Source organism: Bacteroides sp. 43_46 (assembly GCF_001915455.1).
Lineage (GTDB): Bacteria > Bacteroidota > Bacteroidia > Bacteroidales > Bacteroidaceae > Bacteroides > Bacteroides caccae.
On record NZ_MNQN01000121.1, the window covers coordinates 17,579 to 43,213 of the forward strand.

The following is a 25,635-nucleotide window of genomic DNA, read 5'->3' on the forward strand; positions in this document are numbered from 1 at the left end:
ATACAACTATTTTTCAAGTTATTTGCAAATTAATGGATGATATATACAAGTTTGTGAAGTGGTAATACTTGTTTTATTTCTCTTTGTTGTAAATAGTAATCAGGAGAGACAGCATGGTTAAGGCAGTTCCTATACCGGCTACACCGGCCCAGCCCCACGCTTGCCAACAACTGCCGGCGAGGAAAGTCCCCAATGAACCGCCTATGAAGTAGGTCGTCATGAAAATTGTGTTTACCCGGTTGGACGCTGAAGGGCAAATATCGAATATGCTGGTTTGATTACTGAGCTGGATACACTGCATGCCGATGTCAATCAGTACAACGCCCGCGATGATACCTGCGTAGGTGCTGCCGCAGAAATAGAGTGAAGCCCATGCCAGCAGGATTAGCCCGCAGCCTATGAAGTTGAAGTTACGTATTCCGACCTTCTTCACATATTTTCCTACGAAGGATGCGGTTAATGCACCGGCTATTCCGCACAGCCCCAAAATTCCGATAACATCACTGTTGGCATAAAAAGGGGCTTCTCCCATTTTGAAAGCGAGGCACGACCACATTGCGAGGAAAGAGCCGAATGCAACGCCTGCGCGTACGGAGTAGATGCGTAAGGCCGGATAATCTTTGATAAGGGAAAACAAGGATTTCATCAGGTCGCTGTACTTTCCCTGAAATGTAGGCCGTATATCCGGCAGCACTTTCAGTACGGCAATGGCACATAACAGCATCATGCCTGCTGCGATGAAATACATTTCGCGCCATCCCAATACTTCGCCGACAAAGCCGCTGATAACGCGTGAGGCGAGTATGCCGGTAAGCAGACCGGATATGACAACGCCTACGTTACGCCCTTTATTCTCCGGACGGGAGAATTGCGAGGCTATCGGTACGAAGATTTGCGGTATCATGGAGCAGACGCCGGTAACGAACGACGCTCCCCATATTATGTAGATGTTGGGTGCGGCGGCTATGGCGATGAGCGAAAATATCAGTAGAGTGAAGTTCGTCAGAATAATCTTCTTCCGGTGGTACAGGTCGCCTAACGGTACAATGAACAGCAAGCCGAGGGCATAACCTATTTGCGTTATCATGGCAATGAGGTTGGTCTTGAATTCTGATACGCCCAACTCGTGGCGTATTACGTTCAGCAAGGGCTGGTTGTAGTACAAATTGGCTACCGAGATACCTGCTACGATAGCAAGCGTCCAAAGTATACGCGCCGGTAATCCACCGTTTTCTTTTAATTCTGCTTTCATGCAGCAAAGATAGGAAAAAGCGGGAGAATTTGAATATCATTCTGCCTTTCATGATTTGGAGAGCGGGTTTTTAGGGAAGTTCCCAGGGTGGAACTTAAAGTACCATCAAGTGAAACTGTCTGTTCCACCGTATGAAAACTATTCGTTTCAACCGTTGAAACATATTGTTCCTCACTGGCGAACACTTTGTTTCGCTATGCGGAACTTTTTGTTTTCATGCCTTGAAACAAAGTGTTCAAATGCATAAAAAACACTTTGTTTCATAAGATAGGCAGGGGTATGAAACAAAAGTCCCCATAACCGTAAAGTTATAGGGACTTAAATAATGCGTTATGTAATTAAATTACTTGCTGAGTGCCTGAGCCACGTCAACCGCGCAAGCTACCGTACATCCTACCATCGGGTTGTTACCGATACCGAGGAAGCCCATCATTTCTACGTGAGCGGGAACGGATGAAGAACCGGCGAACTGAGCGTCTGAGTGCATACGGCCCATCGTGTCGGTCATACCGTAAGAAGCAGGACCGGCAGCCATGTTGTCCGGGTGAAGCGTACGACCTGTACCACCGCCTGATGCTACTGAGAAGTAAGGCTTACCGGCAAGAACGCGTTCTTTCTTGTAAGTACCTGCAACAGGATGTTGGAAACGGGTCGGGTTGGTAGAGTTACCTGTGATGGATACGTCTACGCCTTCTTTCCACATGATGGCTACACCTTCGCGAACGTCGTCGGCGCCATAGCATTTTACTTTGGCACGGGGACCGTCGCTGTATGCGATTTCACGAACTACTTTCAGTTCACCCGTATAGTAGTCGAATTGAGTTTGAACATAAGTAAAGCCGTTAATACGGGAGATGATTTGTGCGGCATCCTTACCCAAACCGTTCAGGATACAACGCAGAGGTTCTTTACGTACCTTGTCGGCCTTAGCGGCGATTTTGATTGCGCCTTCTGCGGCAGCGAATGATTCGTGACCGGCCAGGAAAGCGAAGCACTTGGTTTCTTCGCGGAGCAACATGGCGGCCAGGTTACCATGACCGATACCTACTTTACGGTCGTCAGCCACAGAGCCCGGAATACAGAATGCCTGCAAACCGATACCGATGGCTTCGGCAGCATCGGCAGCATTCTTGCAGCCCTTCTTGATAGCGATGGCGCAACCTACGACATAAGCCCATTTCGCATTCTCGAAACAGATGGGCTGAGTTTCTTCACACGTCTTATAAGGATCGAGTCCGGCAGCTTCGCAGATGGCGTTGGCTTCCTCGATGTCTTTGATGCCGTTAGCGTTCAAGGCTTCGATGATACCTTTGATACGACGGTCTTGACTTTCAAATTTTACTTCTCTAATCATAGTTTCTTTCCTCCTTATATTATTCGTGACGTGGATCAATGTGTTTAACAGCTCCCTGTTCGGCAGTGAAGCGTCCGTAAGTACCGGTAACTTTCTTCAATGCTTCGTTGGCATCGGTACCTTTCTTGATTTCATCCATGAATTTACCCATGTGAACGAATTCGTATCCGCAGATTTCGTCGTTTTTGTCAAGAGCGATAGTCTTGATATAACCTTCTGCCATTTCCAGGTAACGGGGACCCTTTGCCAAAGTACCGTACAAAGTACCTACCTGGCTACGCAAACCTTTACCTAAATCTTCCAAACCGGCACCGATAATCAAACCGCCTTCAGAGAAAGCAGACTGAGTACGTCCGTAAACGATTTGCAGGAAGAGTTCACGCATTGCTGTATTGATAGCGTCGCAAACGAGGTCGGTATTCAATGCTTCGAGTACTGTCTTGCCCGGAAGGATTTCAGCTGCCATGGCTGCTGAGTGGGTCATACCGGAGCAACCGATTGTTTCAACCAATGCTTCCTGGATGATACCCTCTTTTACGTTCAATGTCAGTTTACAAGCGCCTTGCTGAGGAGCACACCAACCTACACCATGTGTCAGACCTGAAATATCAACTATTTCTTTTGATTTTACCCATTTGCCTTCTTCGGGTATGGGAGCCGGTCCGTGGTTAGGACCTTTCTTTACAACACACATGTGTTCCACTTCGTGTGAATAAGTCATAATTAGCTCTTTTTTAAGTTATAATTAAAAAAAACGTAGTTCTATGTTTTATTAAACGGTCACAAAGGTAGTCGTTTTCTTGGTTTCTGCCAACCGTTCAATTTGACTTTTTTATTAAAAATAGGTAATAATAAGTTGTAACTCTGTGGAATGTAAAGTGGACTTTGCAGTTTTTGTATTAACTTTGTAGCCTAATCCAATACATATTATTATGGTAGAAGTTACTGATACCGCTCTACAACAGGCTGCGGGCGAAGGAATGGATGCTTTCATCCAAGTATTTACAGATACATATAAGGAAGTAATAGGCGGCGGGCTGACCGCTGAAACGATGCCTCTGCTTACGGGAGAGCAGCATTCGTTGCTGGCGTATCAGATATTCCGTGACGAACTCATGGAAGGAGGCTTCTGCCAGTTGATACAAAACGGGTACGGCGGCTATATTTTCGCTAATCCGTTTGCCAAAGTTATGCGTTTGTGGGGGGTGGGCGATTTAAGTAAGCTGGTGTATGCCGCCAAGAAGATATATGATGCCCATCGTGAAGATTTGGAACGTGAGCGTACCGACGACGAATTTATGGCTATGTACGAACAGTATGAGGCTTTTGATGAACTGGAAGATGAGTTTCTGGAAAAAGAAGAGGAATATACGGCATTGGTTGCCAGTTATGTAGATGAACATTTGGATTTATTTGCGAAAATAATAAAGTAACGGTTGCAGTATTTTTTAAGTTGCTGCATTTACATTATGTGAATTGAATTTTATATCTTTGCAAACTCTAAAAAATAATGTTTATGAAACAATTGAAATTCTTAATGGTTGCCTTTACCTTATTAATGGGCGTTTCTCTGACTTCGTGCCTTAGTGATGATGCGGGCGAAAGCATGTATGACGGAATAGGATATGTACGTACTAAAGGGAACTATTTTGCTGATCCTGATGGAAATATGTATTATCCGACACCTGCTTCTGTTACAGAGATGGAAGCCCAAGGATTTAATATGTTAGGGACTGATTTAGCCTATATTGCTTTTAAAAAAGTAGAAGATACTCCTACGACTAAAACTGTTGATAATATTACTCCCCAAACTTATCGTATAAAGTTAGTTAGCGCAGCTGCTGTTGATTCTTATTATGCAGAAACGGCAACCTCTGTGGAAGGATATGGAGTCAAGTGTATTGGAAAATGCTCCTATTGTTACTTTGGAGCCGACAGATAACTATGGACAGACTTATAAGCCATGGATGTACGGTACGGAGATGCTGGTTTTACCGGTTTCCTGGAAAATGGAGAACAAAGAAGAAATGCTGAAACAGCATACTATGAAGTTGGTTTATATAAATGATGATGAGAATGAAAGCGGTACGGAACTCGTTTTTTATTTGATACATGACAAAGGTACCGATACGAAAACAGATGTTTTTGCTGTTAGAAATAAAGCTTATGATATAGAAAATATCATGGAAAGCTTTAAAGCTAAAAACGGTAGTTATCCTACAACAATTACTATTAAGGCAAAAACGGATGTAGACGGTGCCACTTTACCGGAAAATTATACGGATTATTCTATTTCGTTGAATTGGAGTACACAATCTAAAAGTAACTAATTGAATTACAAAGAACTATTTCATATAGCAATGCAACTGATTTCCTCTCCGGCACGTGCCTGGGAGGAAATTCGTTTGGAAGAGGATAGGCGAAAAGTATTTACGGCTTTTGTCTATCCTATGATTGGTTTATGCGGATTATCCGTCTTTATCGGCTCTTTGGTAGCTAAGGGGTGGGGCGGGCCGCAAAGTTTTCAATATGCCATGACGCAATGTTGCGCGGTGGCGGTATCCTTGTTCGGAGGATATTTTTTGGCGGCCTATCTCATCAATGGGTTGCGTGTCCGTATGTTTGCCATGGGCAATGATATTCCTTTGGTGCAACAGTTTGCCGGCTATGCGCTGGTAGTGCCTTTTCTGCTGAAAATCATAATCGGCATATTGCCCGATTTCAGTATCATAGCCCTGTTGCTTCAGTTTTATATTGTATATGTGGTGTGGGAAGGAAGCGCTATTCTGATGAAAATAGCGGAAAAAGACCGTTTGAGGTTCACCATTCTTTCTTCCATTTTGTTAATAGCTTGTCCGGCAGTGATAGAATTCGTATTCAATAAACTGACGGTAGTGCTGAACTGATTGATTTTATGAAACAAGCTCCTGTAAATATTAAGAATAAACGTGCTACATTCGATTACGAGTTGGTAGATACCTATACTGCGGGCATTGTGCTCACCGGTACGGAGATTAAATCTATCCGTTTGGGAAAGGCGAGCCTGGTGGATACGTTCTGCTACTTTGCCAATGGTGAACTATGGGTGAAGAATATGCATATCGCCGAATATTTTTATGGTTCGTACAATAACCATAATGCACGCAGGGAGCGCAAACTGCTGTTGACAAAGAAAGAACTGGATAAGTTGCAGCGCGGTTCGAAGGACCCCGGTTTTACCATGATACCCGTCCGTATGTTCATCAATGAAAAAGGATTGGCAAAGGTAGTAGTTGCTCTTGCAAAGGGTAAGAAACAATATGACAAGCGCGAGGCTTTAAAGGAAAAAGATGATAAACGCGATATGGCGCGTATGTTCAAGAGATAATTATGGCTTCTATTGAAACGCTGGTGCGTGAGCGCATCCTTGTTTTGGATGGTGCTATGGGCACCATGATACAACAATACAACTTGACGGAGGAAGATTTCCGCGGAGAACGTTTTGCGCAGATTCCCGGACAGTTGAAAGGCAATAATGATATACTTTGCTTGACACGTCCGGATGTAATACAGGATATTCACCGTAAATATCTTGTAGCGGGTGCAGACATTATCGAAACCAATACGTTTAGTTCTACAAGTGTCAGCATGGCCGATTATCACGTACAGGAATATGTGCGTGAGATAAATCTTGCTGCCGTGAGACTGGCGCGTGAAGTTGCCGATGAGTTTACGGCTTTAACTCCCGATAAACCGCGATTTGTGGCAGGATCCATCGGGCCTACCAACAAGACTTGCTCCATGAGCTCGGATGTCAACAATCCTGCTTTTCGCGCATTGACCTACGATGAACTGGCTGCCGCTTATCGCGAACAGATGGAGGCGATGCTCGAAGCCGGTGTAGACGCGTTGCTGATTGAAACCATATTCGATACATTGAATGCCAAGGCTGCGATATACGCTGCGGAGCAGGCGATGGAGGCTATCGGCGTCCGGGTGCCGTTAATGCTTTCCGTAACGGTTTCCGACATAGGCGGACGTACTTTGTCCGGACAGACGCTGGAAGCATTTCTGGCTTCGGTGCAGCATGCGGATATTTTTTCTGTCGGGCTTAACTGTTCTTTCGGGGCTCGTCAATTGAAACCCTTTCTGGAGCAATTAGCCGCTCGCGCTCCTTATTATATCAGCGCCTATCCTAATGCGGGATTGCCTAACAGCCTGGGTACGTACGACCAAACTCCGGCCGAAATGGCGGATGAGATTAGGGAGTATGTCCACGAAGGGCTGGTAAATATAATAGGCGGTTGCTGCGGTACTACGGATGAATATATAGCTGCATACTCGTCTTTGATAGCAGGAGCCGTGCCGCGTATACCGGCTTTGGCGCCCGATAATCTTTGGCTTTCCGGTTTGGAGCTGCTGGAGGTAAAACCCGAAAATAACTTTATCAACGTGGGCGAGCGTTGCAACGTTGCCGGCTCACGCAAGTTTCTGCGCTTAATCAATGAGAAGAAGTATGATGAAGCGCTGAGTATCGCCCGTCAGCAGGTAGAAGACGGAGCGCAGATTATCGACATAAATATGGACGACGGTTTGCTGGATGCGGAAAAGGAAATGACCACTTTCCTCAATCTGATAGCTTCCGAGCCGGAAATAGCCCGTGTTCCTGTAATGATAGACTCTTCCAAGTGGGATGTGATAGTCGCAGGGTTAAAATGTGCACAGGGAAAGTCCATTGTCAATTCCATATCCTTGAAAGAGGGTGAGGAGAAGTTTCTTGAACATGCCCGCACTATAAAACGGTATGGTGCTGCTGCAGTCGTAATGGCTTTTGATGAACAAGGGCAGGCGGATACGTACGAACGCAGAATTGAAGTGTGCGAACGTGCTTATCGTCTGTTGGTAGATAAGGTCGGCTTTAATCCGCAAGATATAATTTTTGACCCGAATGTACTTGCTGTGGCTACGGGTATGGACGAGCATGATAACTATGCGGTCGATTTTATCCGCGCTACCGGTTGGATACGGAAGAATCTGCCCGGCGCTCATGTCAGCGGTGGAGTTAGCAATCTTTCGTTTTCATTTCGGGGTAATAATTATATTCGTGAAGCGATGCATGCGGTGTTCCTTTATCATGCCATTCGCGAGGGAATGGATATGGGCATCGTAAACCCTGCCACTTCCGTACTCTACACCGATATACCCGTTGATATACTGGAACGCATCGAAGATGTCGTCCTCAATCGTCGCCCGGATGCCGCCGAACGGTTGATTGAGACTGCCGAACGCTTGAAAGCCGAGGCGGAAGCCGCCAAGAGCTCTCTTTCTGACGGTCGTTCCCAGCTTCCAGCTCCCAACTCTCAGCTTGCCTGGCGTGAAGATACCGTAGAGGAGCGTTTGAAGTACGCTTTGACAAAAGGTATAGGGGACTATTTGGAAGAAGACCTTGCCGAAGCCTTGAAAGTCTATCCCAAAGCTGTGGATATTATTGAAGGTCCGTTAATGGCCGGAATGAACCATGTTGGCGATTTGTTCGGTGCAGGTAAGATGTTCCTTCCGCAAGTGGTTAAGACGGCGCGTACCATGAAGAAAGCGGTGGCCGTTCTTCAGCCTGTCATTGAATCGGAGAAGCAGGAAGGAACTGCCTCTGCCGGTAGGGTACTGCTTGCTACGGTGAAAGGCGATGTGCACGACATTGGAAAAAATATTGTTTCCGTGGTAATGGCTTGTAACGGATATGAGATAATCGACCTGGGGGTAATGGTTCCTGCTGAAACGATTGTGCAGCGAGCCATAGAGGAAAAGGTTAATATGATTGGACTGAGCGGTCTTATCACTCCTTCGCTGGATGAAATGGTGCACGTTGCCATTGAGCTGGAGAAGGCGGGACTTGATATACCGTTGTTGATAGGTGGCGCCACTACCTCTTCTTTGCACACGGCATTAAAGATTGCTCCTGTTTATCATGCTCCGGTTATCCATCTGAAAGATGCTTCGCAGAATGCGACGGTAGCAGCCCGTTTGATGAATCCTACTCAAAAGGAAGAGTTGGTTAAGAAGCTTTCTAACGAATATCAGCGGTTGCGCGAGAAAAATCAGGAGAAGCAGCTTGAAACAGTCTCTCTCGAAGAGGCAAAAGCCAATCGGCTGAAATTATTTTGAGGTTTTCACCGCAGGGGAAGCTGCATTGTAATCTATTCTCAGGCGGAAGAATAAACTGTTATGTCTAAAAAACGCTGTACTTCCGTTTATCCTTTGCTGTGAATCAGCTTTTTATCTTTTTCTTATACTGTTCAAACCTTGCCGTTATATCCCGAACGAAGTTGTAAGTTTCTATACCGCGGAAATAACCATTCTTACAAACCGGGTCTGTGAAGTATTCCTCGTTACTTTTCAAGAGGATAAAGTTCTCCACATTATCCCGCCATACGTATTTATTCTTGCCGTATTTTTCGGCTAATGCCATGGCATCGAACACGTGTCCGATACCGGAGTTATACGACGCCAGGACAAAATTTATCCGTTCTTCTTGGGGAATTGCCGAGAAGCTCTTGGTGGTAGCGGCGATATATTTCGTGGCAGCCTTGATACTCTCTTCCGCGTCTTGCTCCTTTCCAGGGGGAAGCCCCATGGCACGGGCGGTGGCGGGCATCAACTGCATCAATCCTTTTGCACCCGCCCACGAAACGGCGGTAGTATCGAAGTTGGATTCCGTATAGGCCAGCGATGCCAGCAAACGCCAATCCCAATTGATGTCGGGTGCGTATTTCTTAAAAAGATGGTCAAAATGAGATATTTTTCCTTCCCGCAGAGACAGGATAGGAGAGTGCGGAATGGCTTTGCTGATTTCAAAATACCGCTTCATACTTGCTGTATAAGCCGGCGATGTCATGTTCTCCTCATGCCATTTATCGGCGGCTTCCGCAAGCTGCGGACAATCTTTGCGTACGGCCCACGAAGCCCGTTGGTCGAAACTGATGGACAGTCCGATATTCAGGTTGGGATAGTAGGTGGTGTTGAGACGGGCTACATCATTGTCCGCTACGGTATACGGTATCTTACCTTGCGAAACCTGCATAATCAGGTCTTCTATCGTGATGCTGTCATTACTTACCTTGTGGATATGGATGCCGCCACCCAGTTCTTTGTCCAGATTGACAAGGCGTTCATAGTACTTTCCGGGTTTTACGTATACATCCTTTCCGATGAGTTCCGTTACATCTTTCAACGGTTTGGTACGTCCGCCTGCACGTTGTACAATGACTTGATGGGTAATCACTTCCTCACCGCAATATATCAGACTGTCTTTCCATTCTTTGGTGATGGGCAGGTTATAGGCTATGAGGTCGCCTTCGCCTGCAAGAAGCTTTTCAATCAGGTCATGTACGCTTCCGGCCACTTTAATCGTCAGCTTGACGCCGAGACTTTTGGCAAACTGTTCGCTCAATTCATATTGAAAACCCATGTCCTGACCGCGATAGATAAAGTAGGACGTGGAGCTGTATAAAGTCAATACCACCAGCTCTCCGCTGTCTTTTATCTGCTGCAAATCTCCGATTTCCTCTTGTTCTTTTACCGCATTATGATTGCCGCGGCATCCCATAACGCTGCAAAGCAATATGATTGCAATCAGCAATTGGCAATGGAGAGCTGACAATTTACGCTTGGCTGGGGAAGTATGCTCGGCCATATCTGCAGAATCGGTTGTTTATAAATGCTTTTTGATATACATCGTAAGAATATCAATCGCTATCCGGTTGTTTCCGCCTTCCGGTATGATAAGATCGGCGTATCGCTTGCTGGGTTCTATAAACTGCAGATGCATGGGTTTCAGAATACGGGTGTAACGTTCCATCACAGCCTCGGCCGTACGTCCGCGTTCGATGACGTCGCGCTGAATGACACGGATGAGGCGTTCGTCCGGATCTGCGTCTACAAAAATCTTGAGGTCCATCATGCTGCGCAGCTTTTTGTCGCATAAGGCGAGGATGCCTTCAATAATGACGACTTGTCTCGGCTCGATATGGATTGTTTCAGGCTGACGGGTGCAGGTCAGATAGGAGTAGGTGGGTTGCTCGATGCTTTCACCCTCATGCAACATGGATACGTGCTTGGACAAAAGTCCCCAGTCGAAAGCGTCCGGGTGGTCGAAATTAATATTCTGCCGCTCTTCTACGGGCACATGACTGCTGTCTTTGTAGTAAGAGTCCTGAGGTAATAATACCACTTCACCAGCCGGCAGGCTTTCAACAATTTTACGTACGACGGTGGTCTTTCCCGACCCGGTTCCGCCTGCAATTCCTATTATTAACATCCGTTTAAGTGTATATTTGAAACAAAACGAGTATTTTTGCGGTTTTAAAAAAGCAACCGTTTCAATTGACAAATATAGATATAAATCATTTAAATAACAAAGTTATGGTAAAGCATATTGTATTATTTAAGCTGAAAGACGAAGCTCCCGCTGACGAAAAGTTAGCTGCGATGAATAATTTTAAGAAAGCCATTGAAGCGCTTCCTGCTAAAATATCCGTTATACGTAAGATTGAAGTCGGATTGAACGTCAATCCTGCCGAGACTTGGAACATCGCCCTTTACAGCGAATTCGATACGTTGGACGATGTGAAATTCTACGCTGCGCATCCCGACCATGTAGCTGCCGGCAAACTCATTGCCGGGGTTAAAGAGAGCCGTGCTTGCGTAGACTATGAAGTATAAATTAAAAAACAGAAAGAAAATCAAATGAAGAAAAGTATATTCTCCATTCTTCTGCTGCTCTTCACCGTGGTGGTGCAGGCGCAGATACAAGAACCTGTCAAGTTTAAGTCGGAATTAAAGACTTTACAGGCGGGTGAAGCAGAGGTCGTATTTACCGGAACTATTGATAAAGGCTGGCATGTGTACTCGACGGATTTGGGTGACGGCGGCCCTATCTCGGCAACATTCAATGTCGAGGAGATTACCGGTGCGGAGCTTGTCGGCAAGCTGAAACCGGTAGGAAAAGAGATTGCCGCATTCGACAAGCTGTTTGAAATGAAAGTGCGCTATTTTGCAAATTCGGTTCAGTTTGTACAGAAGTTGAAGCTGACCGGCGGCACATATAAGGTAGAAGGTTATCTGGAATATGGCGCATGTAATGACGAAAACTGTTTGCCGCCTACACAGGTACCGTTCAAGTTCTCGGGTAAGGCGGAAGGCATAGCCGTTAAAGAACCGGCAACAGATGCAACAACCGATACCCGGTCTGCGCAAAAGGACGCTTCTTCCGAAACCGCTCGAGCCGCAGATACGGCTGTTATTGGCGGAGCTGAAGGAACTACCGGAATAAATGTTTCCGATAATGGAACCATAGACCTCTGGAAACCGGTTATCAATGAACTGAAAGCATTGGGCGAAACTACTTCGCAGGAAGATATGTCCTGGATTTATATCTTTATCACCGGATTTGTCGGCGGACTGTTGGCTTTGTTTACGCCTTGCGTATGGCCTATTATCCCGATGACTGTCAGTTTCTTCCTGAAACGCAGTAAAGATAAGAAGAAAGGTATTCGAGATGCCTGGACGTACGGTGCATCTATCGTAGTGATTTATGTGGGTTTAGGATTATTGGTTACCGGACTTTTCGGCGCTAATGCATTGAACTCGCTATCAACGAATGCCGTCTTCAATATCTTCTTCTTCCTGATGCTGGTGGTTTTCGCGGCTTCTTTCTTCGGAGCTTTTGAAATAACGCTTCCTTCCAAGTGGAGCAATGCGGTAGATTCTAAAGCGGAAAAGACCGGCGGCTTGCTTAGTATATTCTTAATGGCATTTACGCTGTCATTGGTATCATTCTCATGCACAGGTCCTATTATCGGTTTCTTGTTGGTGCAAGTGTCTACTACCGGCAATATGATAGCTCCGGCTATCGGGATGCTTGGGTTTGCCATCGCTTTGGCATTGCCGTTCACTTTGTTTGCACTGTTCCCGTCTTGGTTGAAGTCGATGCCCAAATCAGGCGGTTGGATGAATGTAATCAAGGTGACGCTCGGATTCCTGGAATTGGCGTTTGCACTGAAGTTCCTTTCCGTGGCGGATTTGGCGTACGGATGGCGCATACTCGACCGTGAAACGTTCCTTGCCTTATGGATTGTGTTATTTGCTTTGCTTGGCTTCTATCTGTTGGGTAAAATCAAGTTCCCGCACGATGATGACGATACAAAGGTCAGTGTGCCCCGTTTCTTTATGGCATTGGCTTCATTGGCATTTGCCGTATATATGCTTCCCGGTTTGTGGGGAGCGCCGTTGAAGGCTGTCAGCGCTTTCGCGCCGCCTATGCAGACACAGGACTTCAATCTTTATAATAATGAAGTACATGCCAAGTTTGATGATTATGACCTCGGTATGGAGTATGCCCGTCAGCATGGCAAACCTGTGATGCTGGACTTTACCGGTTACGGTTGCGTGAACTGTCGTAAAATGGAGCTTGCCGTATGGACAGACCCGAAAGTCAGTGATATTATCAATAACGACTATGTACTTATAACACTCTATGTAGATAATAAAACTCCGCTTCCCTCACCGGTGAAAATCGTGGAGAACGGAACGGAACGTACATTGCGTACGGTGGGTGATAAGTGGAGCTACTTGCAACGCGTTAAGTTCGGCGCAAATGCGCAGCCTTTCTATGTGTTGATTAACAATGAGGGGGAACCGTTGAACAAGTCGTATTCATACGATGAAAGTATTCCGAAGTACATCGAGTTCTTGCAGACGGGATTGGAAAATTATAGAAAAGAAAAATAATAGACTGAATCGAAGAAAGGATGCTGTATAAGCGTCCTTTTTTCATAATCTTTTTTTTATTTATGAAACACATTATCGACATTGACACTTGGGAACGTCGCGACAATTACGGTTTCTTCCGTACGTTTTTAAATTCATGGTATTCGGTAACGACCGAAATAGATTGTACGGAGGCCAGTACTGCGGCAAAACAATCAAAACACTCTTTTTTTCTTTATTACTTGTATGCGGTTCTTCGTTCGGCCAACGAAGTGAACGAACTCCGTTATCGCATAGACAAGGACGGACAGGTAATTTTTCATGACCGGGTTGATGTCATTTCCCCGATTGCGGTTCCGGGAAAGACTTTTTATACGGTTCGTATCCCTTATCACGAAGACTTCAAACGTTTTTATGCCGAAGCGTATGCTCTGATTACTAATATCCCAGAAGATGGTGACCCTTACGGTGCGGAAAAAACACTGATGCAGCAAGGCGATTACGATGTGGTGCATTTGAGTGCGGTGCCTAAGATGTACTTTACGTCGACTACTTATACCGTTGCCGAAGCCGGTAACGGTTGTAGCCATCCGCTAATGACCGCCGGTAAGGTGGTGCCCCGTGGAGAACGTCTGGTCTTTCCGCTTTCCATATATGTGAATCACGCTTTTGTAGATGGTTCGCATCTGGCTTCCTTTTTTGAAAAGATAGAGAAGTACTTGAAAGAAATCTCACACGAGTAAATTACTAAAATAAACAATTATGAAACGCCTGTTTTTATTGTCAGTCCTTTGTCTTCTGGTGCTTGGCATAAGCGCCCAGACTGCTAAAGAAGAGATTTTCGCGGATGTCCATCGTTCTGCCGCCAATTACTATGCTTATCCGGCGGTTACTGCCGTACAGACTGTTCCGCCTGCCGGTTACAAGCCTTTTTATTTAAGCCACTACGCCCGTCACGGTTCCCGTTTTCTTATTGACCCCGATGATTATGAGCAACCATTGGAAGTAATGCGTGAAGCCGACCGTAACGGGGTACTTACCGGGCTTGGCAAAAAAACGCTTTGTGTACTTGACAGCATGTCACGTATGGCAAAAGGAAGATATGGTGAACTTACTCCGTTGGGTGCACGTCAGCACAGGGGAATTGCCGAAAGGATGTACAAGAATTTTCCCGAAATCTTTAAAGGACAGGTTGAGATTGATGCACGTTCCACAGTGGTTATACGCTGTATTTTATCCATGATGGCCGAATGTAATCAATTACAGGCGTTGAATCCGAAGCTACGGTTCAAAAACGATGCCAGCTATCATGATATGTACTATATGAACTTTAGCGGTGATCCGCATATCAAGGAAATGCGTAAGTCACCGGAAGTGAAAGCTGCAAAAGAGTCTATCAGAAAGGAGCATATACATCCTGAACGTTTGATGAAAACATTGTTTGCCAATACGGACTATTTGAAATGGAAAGTGGATGCAGGCGAACTGATGATTTCGCTTTTCGATGTGGCAAGTAATATGCAGAGTCATGACATCGGTTTGGAACTTTATTCTCTTTTTACAAAAGAAGAGTGCTACGATTTGTGGCAGTTGAGTAACAGAGGATGGTATATCTCTTTCGGACCGTCTCCTTTGACCAAGGGAGAAATGCCGTCTGTGGAAGCCAATCTGTTGGAAAATATATTGAATACGGCAGATACCTGTGTTGTAAGGAAAGGCAGTTATGCCACTTTGCGTTTCGGACATGAATCCTGCCTTCTTCCTTTGGCATGCCTGTTGGAACTGGACGATTGCGGATACCAAACAGACGACCTTGATAAACTTGATGCGATATGGCGTAATTATAAGATTTTCCCGATGGCCGGTAACATACAGTTTGTATTCTATAGAAAAAAGGGAAGTGATGATATTTTAGTCAAAGTCCTGCTCAATGAACGTGAAACGAAACTTCCTGTTAAAAGTGATGTTGCTCCCTATTATCATTGGAAAGATGTGGAGCTTTATTACAGAAATAAACTTGAGGCTTTGAGGAAATAGTCGTTTTTTTCGGTTATAAACGACAGTCTTTAGGTAAAGAAGTCTGATATTACAGAATTATTACAGAATTAATCTTTAGCTTTGCAAGCGTGAGACTAATCTTAAATGATATATTTTGAAGTAATTATGATAAAGAAGACTTCTTGTGTATGGAATTTCTATAAATTATTGGTGGCGGTATTATTTATTGCGCCGGTTTCTCTGTATGCGCAGGATAGAGATTTTACCACCTGGGCAAGTACCGGTTTTAAATATAAAGTAAAACCGGCATTTACCCTGTCCGGAAAGTTGGAGTGGCGTACAAAAGATGATCTCAATAAGACAGACCGTTGGGGATTGGATGTAGGAGGGTCATATTCGGTACTCCCTTTTCTGAAAGTAGCGGCAGGCTACGAAATTCATTATCGTAATCGTGGAGAATCCGGTTGGAAATTTCGTCACCGTTACCATTTTGACGGAACGCTTTCCACCCGCGTACAAAGACTGAAACTTTCACTTCGTGAGCGTTTTCAACATACTTTCGATAGAGGTGGCGATGAGTTTCTTTGGCGTTCACGCGCTAAACTGGCTTATGATATTCCAAAATGCAAAATAGAGCCTTATGCTTCTGTTGAAATGTATAACGGGTTGAATCGCGGGGAGCGGTTTGATGTACAACGTATGCGTTATCGTGGTGGAGTGGTTCTTCCGTTGTCTTCCGATTGGGAGGCGGATGTCTTTTATTGCCGTCAATGGGAGAGTAAAGCACGAAAGGATATAGTAGGAGTGGCTTGTACTTATTCTTTCTGATAAAATCGGATTATCATTGTTTTTTCTTGCGGTGTTCTTTTTTCAGGCAGAAATTGAATCCCGCGTACACTTGTAATGTTCCGAAGCCGTTGTTCAGTGAGAAATTGTTCCGGTAGTAATCGTATGTTCTCCCCACAAATGAAGTACCTATAAAATATTTACTGTTATTATATACCACACCTGCACGCAGGATGAAGTCGATATTGAAATTTTTATACCAATCGTCTGTTTCTCCTTCCGCTTTTCTGATGCGTGAAGTTTTGTAAGCTACAGCCGGATTAAGCGATAAACAGGCAAGGCAGTTACGTGCAAACACCCAATTATAGGCGTAACCGAAGTTGAGGCTGATATTGGTATATTTTATATGGTTTACTTTCATACCCGGGTTCATTGTTTCCTGAATGATGTCGGGTAATTTAGTGTAATCAAAATCCAGATTGTGCGTAGATACGGAGAACCCGGCAATGAAAGAACCTGCATTACGTCGTTGGTTGGTAGACTGGCTGAAAGCGGCGGGATAAGAAAAACGTCTGTTGTTAAAGATATAATATAGATTCAATCCTTTCATTTTTACTTTCAGTCCGTTGAAATCTTCCGAATAATAGGCAGGTATGCGGTCGGAAAACCCTGTTACGTTATGTATCTTGTAGGAGTTTCCCGTACGTTTATAAAGAATATCTACTCCGAATTTGGAGCTGTAAAGGCTGAGGTCGAATTCAGTTCCTCGTTTTTTCCCGCTTTTCTTTCCGTAAAGGCCGTCTGCATCAACAGCCCATCCCAGGAAAATCCAGCGCCAGCCAAAGTAAACGCCTATTTTGTTATGTGGTTTTGGTGAGAAACGTAAACGCTGTGGTTCCGGAGTACCGCTTCCTACGGAATAGTATTCGTAATTGGTGAAATGGTCGAGCATTAGAGCGTAATTATAACGATTAGGACTGATATATGCTGTGTCGAAATCGTTGAAGTTGAGGAGTTTCTTTATAATCCTTTTGAAATTTCCCGTACGTTTGTTGCCTAAACTGTCGGATACAATCAAATTACTTTCTTCGTTTTGAGCGAACAAAGAAAGTGCCAATAACATACATATGCAAAAGCTAATCCCTCTTAGCATCCTATCATTGCTTTATTATACGAAGATATAAAATTTCCGTATAATAAAGAACGGAATATGTTCTTTTCCTTTTTTATTTCCCGGAATTTACATACGTTTGTAATATCATAACGATACCTTTGTACTTAAAATTCAGAAATGTGTATGCACGCAGCAGATATTTTGATTGATGAACATACTCTTGTCCTTCGTTTGATTGAGGGGGATGAAAATGCTTTTTGTGAACTTTATGCTGCCTATAAGAATCGTTTGATATATTTTGCCATGCGTTTTTTGAAGTCGCGTGAATATGCAGAAGATGTTTTTCAGGATGCTTTTGCGGTTGTTTGGCAAACTCGTCGTTTTATTAATCCGGATACTTCATTTTCGTCCTATTTGTATACTATTGTGCGTAATCGTATATTGAATCAGTTGCGTGATTTAGCGAATCAGGATAAGCTGCGAGAACAAATTTTTTCACAAGCGGTGGATTATACCAATGAAACAAAAGATGAGATTCTCGTTAATGATTTGCGACAGTTTATAACTCGTGCATTACAGCAGTTAACGCCCCGGCAGCGTGAAATTTTTGAGATGAGCAGAGAACAACAAATGTCTCATCGTGAAATTGCAGAGAGTTTGGGTATTTCTGTTAATACAGTACAGGAATCTATTTCTACATCATTAAGGACACTACGCACATATTTAAAAAAGAATTCTATTGTTGGTGCCGATCTTATTTTACTTTTTATATGCTTGAATTTATAGAAAGTTGTGAGACAGTTAACATCATCCTCAATAATAAGTTAACAGAATAGTACTAATGATGTTAATAGATTGTAATATAATGAGTTAATATCTTGTGGATATGGAGTTAACTTTCTATCGATGATTTTCAGAAAATCTCTATTCTTAAAAAATATTAATCAGACCCCAGCTCTTTTCTTTTAATGTGTATACTCATATATAAAAGACATAATTTTGACAAACCTTATGTCCTAAAACCATGAGTTATGGAAAATAAAGAAAATAATAAATCTCTGTTTCGCCGTTATCTGGATGATCTATATACTAAGGAAGATGCCCGTAACTTGATGAACGAGCTACAGACTTCAGAATATAATACTGAGATATTTCAAGAACTGGCAGATGATGTATGGGAAGAAGCGGCCCGACAACAATCACAAACCGATCTTGAACGAGAGCAATATAAAAAAGAGGCTCAATTATTACTAAAACATATTGAGCATAAGAAGCGTATGTGGTTGCGGCGCGTTACCCTAATGGTGGCAAGTACGGCTGCGGTGGTTTGTCTTGTTTGGGGTAGTATCAGTTATTTGAATTATATAAATAAACAACAAATAACTTATTGGGAAGCTTCTACTTCTTATGGTGAATGTAAACAAGTTCAGCTGCCGGACGGTACACAATTAACTTTGAATTCTTGCTCGCGTGTTCGTTATCCGGACCATTTTATAGGTAAAGAGCGTAGGGTGGAATTGGAAGGTGAGGGGTATTTCCGAGTGTTTCATAATGAAAAACAACCTTTTGTTGTAAATACTCATCGTTTTGATGTACGTGTATTAGGTACATGTTTCAACGTGAAGTCTTATTCTTCAGATGAAGTTGTTTCGGTAGATGTGGAAAGCGGTAAGGTACAAGTCGATTTACCTGAGGCGATGATGCGGCTGAAGGCTAAAGAACAAGTGCTGATAAATACTGTTTCGGGGGAATATAACAAAAGACATGAAGAGCGCGGTGTAGCTGTTTGGCGGAAAAGAGGTTTGCGATTTAATAGTACTCCGATATGTGATGTAGCCAAAGAACTGGAACGTATGTATAATTGCCGTATTACTTTTGCCGAAGGTCAAGATTTTAAAAATCTTATATCAGGGGAACATGACAATAAGAGCTTGGATGCTGTATTGCAATCTATTGAATATACGAGTGGCATTCATTATAAAAAGAAAGAAAATGAGGTCCTGTTATATAAAGAGTGAAAATATATTAATAAGACCCCAGCTGCTTGAAGTGAGAGTGTATTATATATAAGTTTCGTGAATATTAACCTTTAATCCTCAATAAAAATGATAATATCAACTTAAGCTATCTATTCAAAAAAATAGGAGCTGTCTCTCAGAGAAGCCCCTATTCTGTAATCCGGACAAATATTCATTCGTTTCGACCCGTGTGAATAACGTATCGCGTATTACAAACCTTTGTTTTAAATAATTTATTTAATTACTAAAACGCACAAATTTATGAATAATCTTCCTAATATTAAAAGGAAATCTGGAAATGTACATTCATTTTTAGCTTTTTTACTTTTCATATGCTTTTCATTTACAAGTTATTATATACAAGCGCAAGAAATGAAGAGTATAACATTAAACGTTCAGAACGAAACGGCAGAAAATGTTTTTAATCAATTGGGTATGCAAACAGGCCTGAAGTTCTTCTATGATCAGGAAATCGTTAATGCAGCTCCTCGTATTACCCTCAAAGTATCAAATGTTTCTTTACAGGATGTTTTGGAACGTATTACTTTGCAGACAAAATTGTATTTCAATAGGGATAATCATACAATATCTGTTGGTAAACAGAAAATCGGACAAGATACTTCGAAAGATATAAAACTGAGAAATCTCAAGGGAAGAGTTGTTGACCAAAATGGTGAGCCTATTATTGGTGCCAGTGTCTTGGTAAAAGGTACCGCTAATGGTGTAATTACTGATATGGATGGAAACTATAATTTGATAAACGTACCGGAAAATGCACTACTTGCCTTTTCATATATCGGTTATCAGACGGTAGAGCTGAAAGCAAATGGCAAAGGACTTGATAAAATTATGATGAAGGAGGATAATGAATTATTGGATGAGGTTGTAGTAGTAGGATATGGTGTACAGAAGAAACGTGATGTGACAACAGCTATTGCCAGTATACGTGCCAGTGATTTAAAAGGACAACCTGTAACTTCTATGGCTGAAGCAATGGTTGGCAAAATGCCGGGTGTGCAAGTTTCACAATCTACGGGTGCACCGGGTTCTTCTTTACAAATTAAGGTACGTGGTACGGGCACTATTACTGCAGGAACTTCCCCCTTGTATGTAGTAGACGGGGTACCTCTTGCCCAAGAGCAGCTGAACACCTTCAATATGAATGATGTAGAGTCTATTGAGGTATTGAAAGATGCTTCTTCTGCTGCCATTTATGGTTCGAGAGGATCTAATGGTGTAGTATTGATTACTACTAAGAAAGGCCAGGAAGGACGTGCTACGGTTTCTTATAATGGATATTATGGCTGGCAGACTGTTTCTAAGAAAATAGATATGCTGAATGCTTACGAATATGCCGATTTGGTAAACGATGCCCGAAATAATACCTATGTGGATAAAATGGAGTCTGTAAACCGTAAACGTATCGCTCAAAATCAACAGCCTTTAGGTTTTAGTATTACTGATAACAATGCCATACGTTTACAAAATACAGGTAATGATTATAATACGATTGTTCCGGTTGAAATCTTACCCTATCTGAGAGGTGAAAAGGGATTGGTGGATACTGATTGGCAAGACGAGATTTTCCGTACGGCGGGTATGCAGAACCATTCTGTTTCCGTATCCGGTGGAAGCCAGAAGGTAAAATATTACGCTTCTGTGGATTATTTATCACAAGATGGTGTGATTATTAACAGTGATTTTACGAGATATAGCTCCCGTTTTAATTTGGATGTAACTGAAGGAATTTTTAAGTTCGGGCTTTCTTTAAATCCGTCTGTAACGATAGAGAATGCAGTGAATGCTGATGGTGCTTATAATAAGGATGGCGGTGGTATTATTGCTTCAGCTTTACACAGTGCTCCTATATTTCCTGTTTATAATGCTGACGGTTCTTTCTGTTTTGCACAGAATGCTTGGAGTCCGGATACGCAGACAACGCTCGAAGACGGATCTATTAAAAAAGGAAATAGCCAGACCCAGGTATGGAATCCGGTAGCATTGGCGTTGTTACAAAAGGATGAGACGAAAGCATCTCGTATCTTTGGTAATGTGTATGGAGAAGTGGCTTTTATGCCAGAATTGAGGTATCGTGCCAATTTCGGTATAGATATTTATAATAGTTCGCAAGACACATTTCGTCCATCTACGATTCCTGTTGCCAATACAGAAGGTAACCCGGAGTCAGAACCTGAAGCAACGGCAAAAACTGCTAAGATGTATAATTGGTTGTTTGAGCAAACGATGACCTATAATAAGGATATTAAAGGACACTCTATTTCTGCATTGGCTGGATGGACTATGCAATATCAGCGTGACGAGAGTACATATGCTTTTGCCAACGGATTTATAACAAACAATATTCCTACCCTGAATGCCGGCACTGTAACGCGCGGAAACACGAACGCTTCTGAATGGGCTTTGCTTTCTGGTCTTGCCAGAGTTCAATACAATTATAAAGGTAAATATATGCTTACCGGAGCGCTTCGTGCAGATGGTGCCTCTCGTTTTGGTAAAGAAAACCGTTGGGGGTGGTTCCCTTCAGTATCAGCGGGCTGGCGTCTGACGGAAGAATCTTTTATGAAGTCATTGACCTTTATTGATGATTTGAAACTTCGTGCAAGTTATGGTTTGACGGGTAATTTCCGCATTCCTAATTATGGAGCGCAGGGAGAAGTAGCTTATTATAGTTATGTGTTGGGTGGAAGCAGTGCGGATGTTGTTAAGGGAGCTGCACCCAAGAGCATGCCTAACCCTGAATTACATTGGGAGAAAACAGCCCAGGTCAATGTCGGCTTTGATGCATCATTATTTAAAAATCGTCTGACTTTAGGATTGGATTTATACAATAGTAATACTTATGATTTATTGCTGGATGTTCCGGTACCGATGATGACAGGTTATCAGACTCGTTTGGAAAATATAGGAAAAGTCAATAACAAAGGTGTGGAATTCAATATCGCAACCAATCAGAAGATGGGTGATTTTAATTGGAGTGTATATTTTAATATTTCGAAAAATATCAACGAAGTGAAAGAACTTGGTCCGGGCAATGCGGATATAATATCTTCCGGTTCTGTGAGCAATGCTTATTTTATTACCCGTGTAGGTGAGCCTATCGGTAGTTACTACTTACCCGTAGTAGAGGGAGTCTTTAAGAATCAAGAAGAAGTAGATGCAACTTTGCACTATCTGGATTCTCCGACAAATTACGGTTTGGCAGATACCAAACCGGGAGATTTTAAGTTTAAGGATGTCAATGGTGACGGAGTGCTTGATATTTCTGATACAGACCGTGCTATTGTAGGTAATTATATGCCGGACTTTACTTATGGCTTTGGCGCAACGTTGGCATGGAAAGGCATTGATTTTGGCATTGTATTTCAGGGAGTTCAAGGAAATGAAATCTTAAATCTTTCCCGTCGCTATTTTTATAATCACGAGGGAAATATGAATAATTATAAAGGAGCTTTGAACCGTTGGAAGTCGGAAGATAATCCGGGTAGTGGAATGAATGTACGCGCTAATCGCGTAAGTAAAGGACAGAATGGGACGACATCTACTTGGCATGTAGAGGATGGTTCGTATTTGCGTATCAAGAATATTTCATTAGGATATACATTACCTGAAAATTGGATAAAGAAGGTTTATTTAAAATCGGCTCGTATCTACTGTTCACTCCAAAATCCATTTACATTCACTCACTATGAAGGTTATAATCCTGAAGTTTCTAATCGTAGTGCAGTGACTACCAATGGTGAGGACTATGGAGTTTATCCGTTGGCAAGAACTACATCTATAGGTGTTAACCTCACGTTTTAATCTTAAAAATACTATAATATGAAAAAAATAATAATATCTGTTTTTACAGCGATTGCTCTTTCCGGTTGTAATGATTTTATAGATTTGAAACCTATTGATTTTCCTACAGAAGAGACATTTTATACGGATGTAAAGGGATTAGAAGGAGCTATTATCGGTATTTATGATGAGTTGCAATCAAGTGACCAATATGGTTCTAAATTCATGACTTTAATGGAAGTCCGGGGTGATAATGTTAAGAATGACAATTCAGGTGCCAGTGGTGGTATTACTTATCAAATAGAGGTATTTACAGAGACTCCGGCTAATTCCAATTTGTCGGGCGCATGGCTTTCTTTATATAAAACAATTTATCGTTGTAATCTTGTACTCCAAAACACGAAAGAAGTGCAAATGACTGAAGAACAGAGGACGCAAATAGCAGGACAGGCTTCTTTTATACGTGCATTGTGTTACTTTAACTTGATACGTTTATGGGGAGAGGTTCCTATTATTACAAAAACGCAGACTGTAGCTGAAGCGCGTAATAACAAGCGTTCTCCTGTTAGCGAGGTTTATGACTTGATAATCAAAGACCTGATTGTTGCTAAAGGTTTGCCGGAAGTGTGGGATGAATCAGAACGGGGGCGTGCTACATCTTATGCAGCACATGCTTTGTTGGCAAAAGTATATTTGTATTCCAAAAATTATCAAGAAGTTGTCAATGAATTGACCCCAGTGGTTGCTGATATTAATGCCAAGCGAAACTTGTCTTTGGTACCTATGCCTCAAACTTTTCCTAATAACTTAAAGACTAGTAAAGATATAATTTTCGCAGTCCAGTATTTGAAAGGTGGTGTCGGAGAATCTGCTCATCAGAATAATCGATATAGAAATAATGATAACGGTAATATAATCTCTTTGGAGCAAACTGAATTTGAAAGTAGCGATGATAACCGGAAAGCACTGGTGGCTCCTACGGGAAGCGGGCAACGGCCGGGTAAATTTAATGCTCCGGCAGCAAATAATGAAACAAGTGCTGACTTTCCTGTGATGCGTTGTGCCGAAGTGATGTTGATGTATGCAGAAGCCGTTAATGAACTTTCTACTGTCCCTACACAGGAAGCATTGGATGCTTTGAATGCAGTTCGTACCAATGCTGGCCTTGCGGGAAAGACATTGGAAGAATTGCCCACCAAAGAAACTTTTCGTCAAGCTGTCTATAAAGAACGGCGTTTGGAACTGGCTTTAGAATGTGACCGTTGGTTTGATATTGTACGTACCGGGCAAATGGCTACTGTATTTCCGGGAATAGCTACTTATCGGCAATTGTATCCGATTCCTCAAACGGAAATTGAGAATGTAAATGATAAGACCGGTTGGCAGAATGAGGGTTATACGATTGAATAATTATTAAATTATCCGGGAGAGGTGACCCTCCCGGTTTTAAAAAATAGCAGAAATGAAAAGAATATATACATTATTATACGTTGTCTTCGTTGTATTACAGCTCTCAGCACAAAATCATGTTGAGCAGATTCGCGAAAAGCTGATAAACTGTGATTCGAGCTCTGTGATTGTAGTGGCTCATCGTGGAGATTGGCGTAACTTTCCTGAAAATTCGTTGGAGGCAATAGATAACGCTATTAAAATGGGAGTAGACATTGTTGAGTTGGATGTCAAGAGAACGAAAGACGGTGAACTGATTCTTATGCACGACCGCACACTAGATCGTACTACTACCGGAAAAGGATTGGTTTCTGAAAATACATTGAGCGATATTCGTAAGTTGAATTTGAGAAATGGTTGTAATATCCGTACTATTCATAAGGTGCCGACTTTGGAAGAAGCATTGTTACATGCTAAAGGAAAAATCATGATAAATTTGGATCAGGCAGACCTTTACTTTGATCAGATTTATGAACTTATGAAGAAAACCGGAACTACTAAACAAATTATAATGAAAGGGAGAAAACCAGTCGCAGAAGTAAAGAAACAATTTGGTAGTTATTTGGAAGATGTAATTTATATGCCTATTGTCGACCTTGATGTTGCTGGAGCTGAAAAGCAAATAGAGGCTTTTATTAAAGATATGTCTCCGGTTGCTTTTGAATTGCTATTTGTAAAAGATACAAACTTGATTCCTAAAAAACTTGCAACTACTCTGAATGGACGCTCTTTAATTTGGTATAATACTTTATGGGACACAATGGCCGGCGGACATGATGATGATATGTCTTTGCAAAATCCGGACTCAGGTTATGGCTACTTAATCGATACCTTAGGATGCCGTATTATTCAAACTGACCGGCCGGCCTACTTGCTGGACTATTTACGGAAAAGGAAACTGCATGATTGAGATGTAAGGATTACTTGAAATATGTTGAAGAATATAATAAACTTTTACAGGGTTTCACAACCGAAACTCTGTAACGAAGAATCTTTGTCCGAACCGAAACGGCGTTTGAAGCGTTTGCAATGGTCTACTTTTCTTGCCGCCACATTGGGTTATGGGATGTATTACGTTTGCCGTCTGAGCCTTAACGTCGTGAAGAAACCGATAGTGGAT

22 protein-coding genes and 1 pseudogene are annotated in these 25,635 nt (G+C 42.6%); 17 read left to right on the forward strand and 6 right to left on the reverse strand.

Features of this window, described 5'->3' with window-relative positions; genetic code table 11:
* Window positions 1-73 precede the first annotated feature (73 nt).
* The 3 genes from BHV72_RS13580 to BHV72_RS13590 form a co-directional block, all read right to left on the reverse strand.
* A complete protein-coding gene (locus BHV72_RS13580) occupies window positions 74-1,252 on the reverse strand; it encodes an MFS transporter (protein WP_087425232.1) in 1,179 nt (392 codons plus the stop codon).
* Window positions 1,253-1,595: 343 nt separating this feature from the next.
* Window positions 1,596-2,606, reverse strand: a complete 1,011-nt coding sequence (locus BHV72_RS13585) for a GGGtGRT protein (RefSeq protein ID WP_004290316.1) — start codon at window positions 2,604-2,606, stop codon at window positions 1,596-1,598.
* A gap of 19 nt (window positions 2,607-2,625) precedes the next feature.
* Complete coding sequence (locus BHV72_RS13590) at window positions 2,626-3,327, reverse strand: iron-sulfur cluster assembly scaffold protein (protein WP_004290317.1); 702 nt, start codon at window positions 3,325-3,327, stop codon at window positions 2,626-2,628.
* A gap of 211 nt (window positions 3,328-3,538) precedes the next feature.
* Here BHV72_RS13590 and BHV72_RS13595 point away from each other — a divergent pair, with 211 nt between their 5' ends.
* The 6 genes from BHV72_RS13595 (at window position 3,539) to metH (ending at window position 8,747) form a co-directional block, all read left to right on the forward strand.
* Window positions 3,539-4,039 (forward strand): DMP19 family protein, encoded by a 501-nt coding sequence (locus tag BHV72_RS13595; protein WP_009120482.1) that lies wholly within the window; start codon window positions 3,539-3,541, stop codon window positions 4,037-4,039.
* Between the two features lie 83 nt (window positions 4,040-4,122).
* Window positions 4,123-4,548: a hypothetical protein gene (locus BHV72_RS13600; protein ID WP_286856160.1), complete on the forward strand. Its 426-nt coding sequence runs from the start codon at window positions 4,123-4,125 to the stop codon at window positions 4,546-4,548.
* Entirely contained in the window at window positions 4,493-4,936 is a 444-nt protein-coding gene (locus tag BHV72_RS13605) for a hypothetical protein (RefSeq protein ID WP_286856161.1), read from the forward strand. The genes BHV72_RS13600 and BHV72_RS13605 overlap by 56 nt, the downstream gene beginning before the upstream one ends.
* Window positions 4,937-5,512: a Yip1 family protein gene (locus tag BHV72_RS13610; RefSeq protein ID WP_009120484.1), complete on the forward strand. Its 576-nt coding sequence runs from the start codon at window positions 4,937-4,939 to the stop codon at window positions 5,510-5,512.
* Window positions 5,513-5,520: 8 nt separating this feature from the next.
* Window positions 5,521-5,973: an SsrA-binding protein gene (gene smpB / locus BHV72_RS13615; RefSeq protein ID WP_009120485.1), complete on the forward strand. Its 453-nt coding sequence runs from the start codon at window positions 5,521-5,523 to the stop codon at window positions 5,971-5,973.
* A gap of 2 nt (window positions 5,974-5,975) precedes the next feature.
* The gene (gene metH / locus BHV72_RS13620) at window positions 5,976-8,747 is read left to right on the forward strand and encodes a methionine synthase (protein ID WP_286856162.1); all 2,772 of its coding nucleotides are present in this window, start codon (window positions 5,976-5,978) and stop codon (window positions 8,745-8,747) included.
* 103 nt (window positions 8,748-8,850) lie between these two features.
* Here metH and BHV72_RS13625 read toward each other — a convergent pair whose 3' ends face one another.
* Window positions 8,851-10,188, reverse strand: a complete 1,338-nt coding sequence (locus tag BHV72_RS13625) for an MltF family protein (protein WP_039950177.1) — start codon at window positions 10,186-10,188, stop codon at window positions 8,851-8,853.
* A 105-nt stretch (window positions 10,189-10,293) separates the two neighbouring features.
* Window positions 10,294-10,899: a uridine kinase gene (gene udk / locus BHV72_RS13630; RefSeq protein ID WP_009120488.1), complete on the reverse strand. Its 606-nt coding sequence runs from the start codon at window positions 10,897-10,899 to the stop codon at window positions 10,294-10,296.
* A 104-nt stretch (window positions 10,900-11,003) separates the two neighbouring features.
* On the opposite strand from udk, the gene BHV72_RS13635 reads away from it, so the two are divergent.
* The 5 genes from BHV72_RS13635 (at window position 11,004) to BHV72_RS13655 (ending at window position 16,175) form a co-directional block, all read left to right on the forward strand.
* Window positions 11,004-11,303, forward strand: coding sequence for a Dabb family protein (locus BHV72_RS13635; protein ID WP_087426934.1), 300 nt, complete (start codon window positions 11,004-11,006; stop codon window positions 11,301-11,303).
* Window positions 11,304-11,327: 24 nt separating this feature from the next.
* Complete coding sequence (locus BHV72_RS13640; protein ID WP_009120490.1) at window positions 11,328-13,370, forward strand: protein-disulfide reductase DsbD family protein; 2,043 nt, start codon at window positions 11,328-11,330, stop codon at window positions 13,368-13,370.
* 62 nt (window positions 13,371-13,432) lie between these two features.
* Window positions 13,433-14,092 (forward strand): chloramphenicol acetyltransferase, encoded by a 660-nt coding sequence (locus tag BHV72_RS13645; protein ID WP_286856163.1) that lies wholly within the window; start codon window positions 13,433-13,435, stop codon window positions 14,090-14,092.
* Window positions 14,093-14,111: 19 nt separating this feature from the next.
* Window positions 14,112-15,386 carry a histidine-type phosphatase gene (locus BHV72_RS13650; RefSeq protein ID WP_087413653.1) on the forward strand — a complete coding sequence of 425 codons (1,275 nt, stop codon included), beginning with the start codon at window positions 14,112-14,114 and terminating at the stop codon, window positions 15,384-15,386.
* A 105-nt stretch (window positions 15,387-15,491) separates the two neighbouring features.
* The gene (locus BHV72_RS13655) at window positions 15,492-16,175 is read left to right on the forward strand and encodes a DUF2490 domain-containing protein (RefSeq protein WP_373129960.1); all 684 of its coding nucleotides are present in this window, start codon (window positions 15,492-15,494) and stop codon (window positions 16,173-16,175) included.
* 13 nt (window positions 16,176-16,188) lie between these two features.
* On the opposite strand, the gene BHV72_RS13660 is transcribed toward BHV72_RS13655, so the two are convergent.
* Complete coding sequence (locus BHV72_RS13660; RefSeq protein WP_373129962.1) at window positions 16,189-17,256, reverse strand: DUF4421 domain-containing protein; 1,068 nt, start codon at window positions 17,254-17,256, stop codon at window positions 16,189-16,191.
* A 174-nt stretch (window positions 17,257-17,430) separates the two neighbouring features.
* Between BHV72_RS13660 and BHV72_RS13665 the strand changes: the two genes are divergently transcribed.
* The 6 genes and pseudogenes from BHV72_RS13665 to BHV72_RS13690 all read left to right on the forward strand — a co-directional run.
* Window positions 17,431-18,033: an RNA polymerase sigma-70 factor gene (locus tag BHV72_RS13665; RefSeq protein ID WP_087413651.1), complete on the forward strand. Its 603-nt coding sequence runs from the start codon at window positions 17,431-17,433 to the stop codon at window positions 18,031-18,033.
* 245 nt (window positions 18,034-18,278) lie between these two features.
* Complete coding sequence (locus tag BHV72_RS13670) at window positions 18,279-19,265, forward strand: FecR family protein (RefSeq protein WP_087413650.1); 987 nt, start codon at window positions 18,279-18,281, stop codon at window positions 19,263-19,265.
* A gap of 261 nt (window positions 19,266-19,526) precedes the next feature.
* Complete coding sequence (locus BHV72_RS13675) at window positions 19,527-23,087, forward strand: TonB-dependent receptor (RefSeq protein ID WP_087413649.1); 3,561 nt, start codon at window positions 19,527-19,529, stop codon at window positions 23,085-23,087.
* A gap of 18 nt (window positions 23,088-23,105) precedes the next feature.
* Window positions 23,106-24,476: a RagB/SusD family nutrient uptake outer membrane protein gene (locus tag BHV72_RS13680; protein ID WP_087413648.1), complete on the forward strand. Its 1,371-nt coding sequence runs from the start codon at window positions 23,106-23,108 to the stop codon at window positions 24,474-24,476.
* 52 nt (window positions 24,477-24,528) lie between these two features.
* On the forward strand, window positions 24,529-25,425 hold the full coding sequence (locus BHV72_RS13685; protein ID WP_022219672.1) for a glycerophosphodiester phosphodiesterase family protein: 897 nt from the start codon (window positions 24,529-24,531) through the stop codon (window positions 25,423-25,425).
* A gap of 21 nt (window positions 25,426-25,446) precedes the next feature.
* Window positions 25,447-25,635: pseudogene (locus BHV72_RS13690) on the forward strand (MFS transporter); the annotation flags it as partial.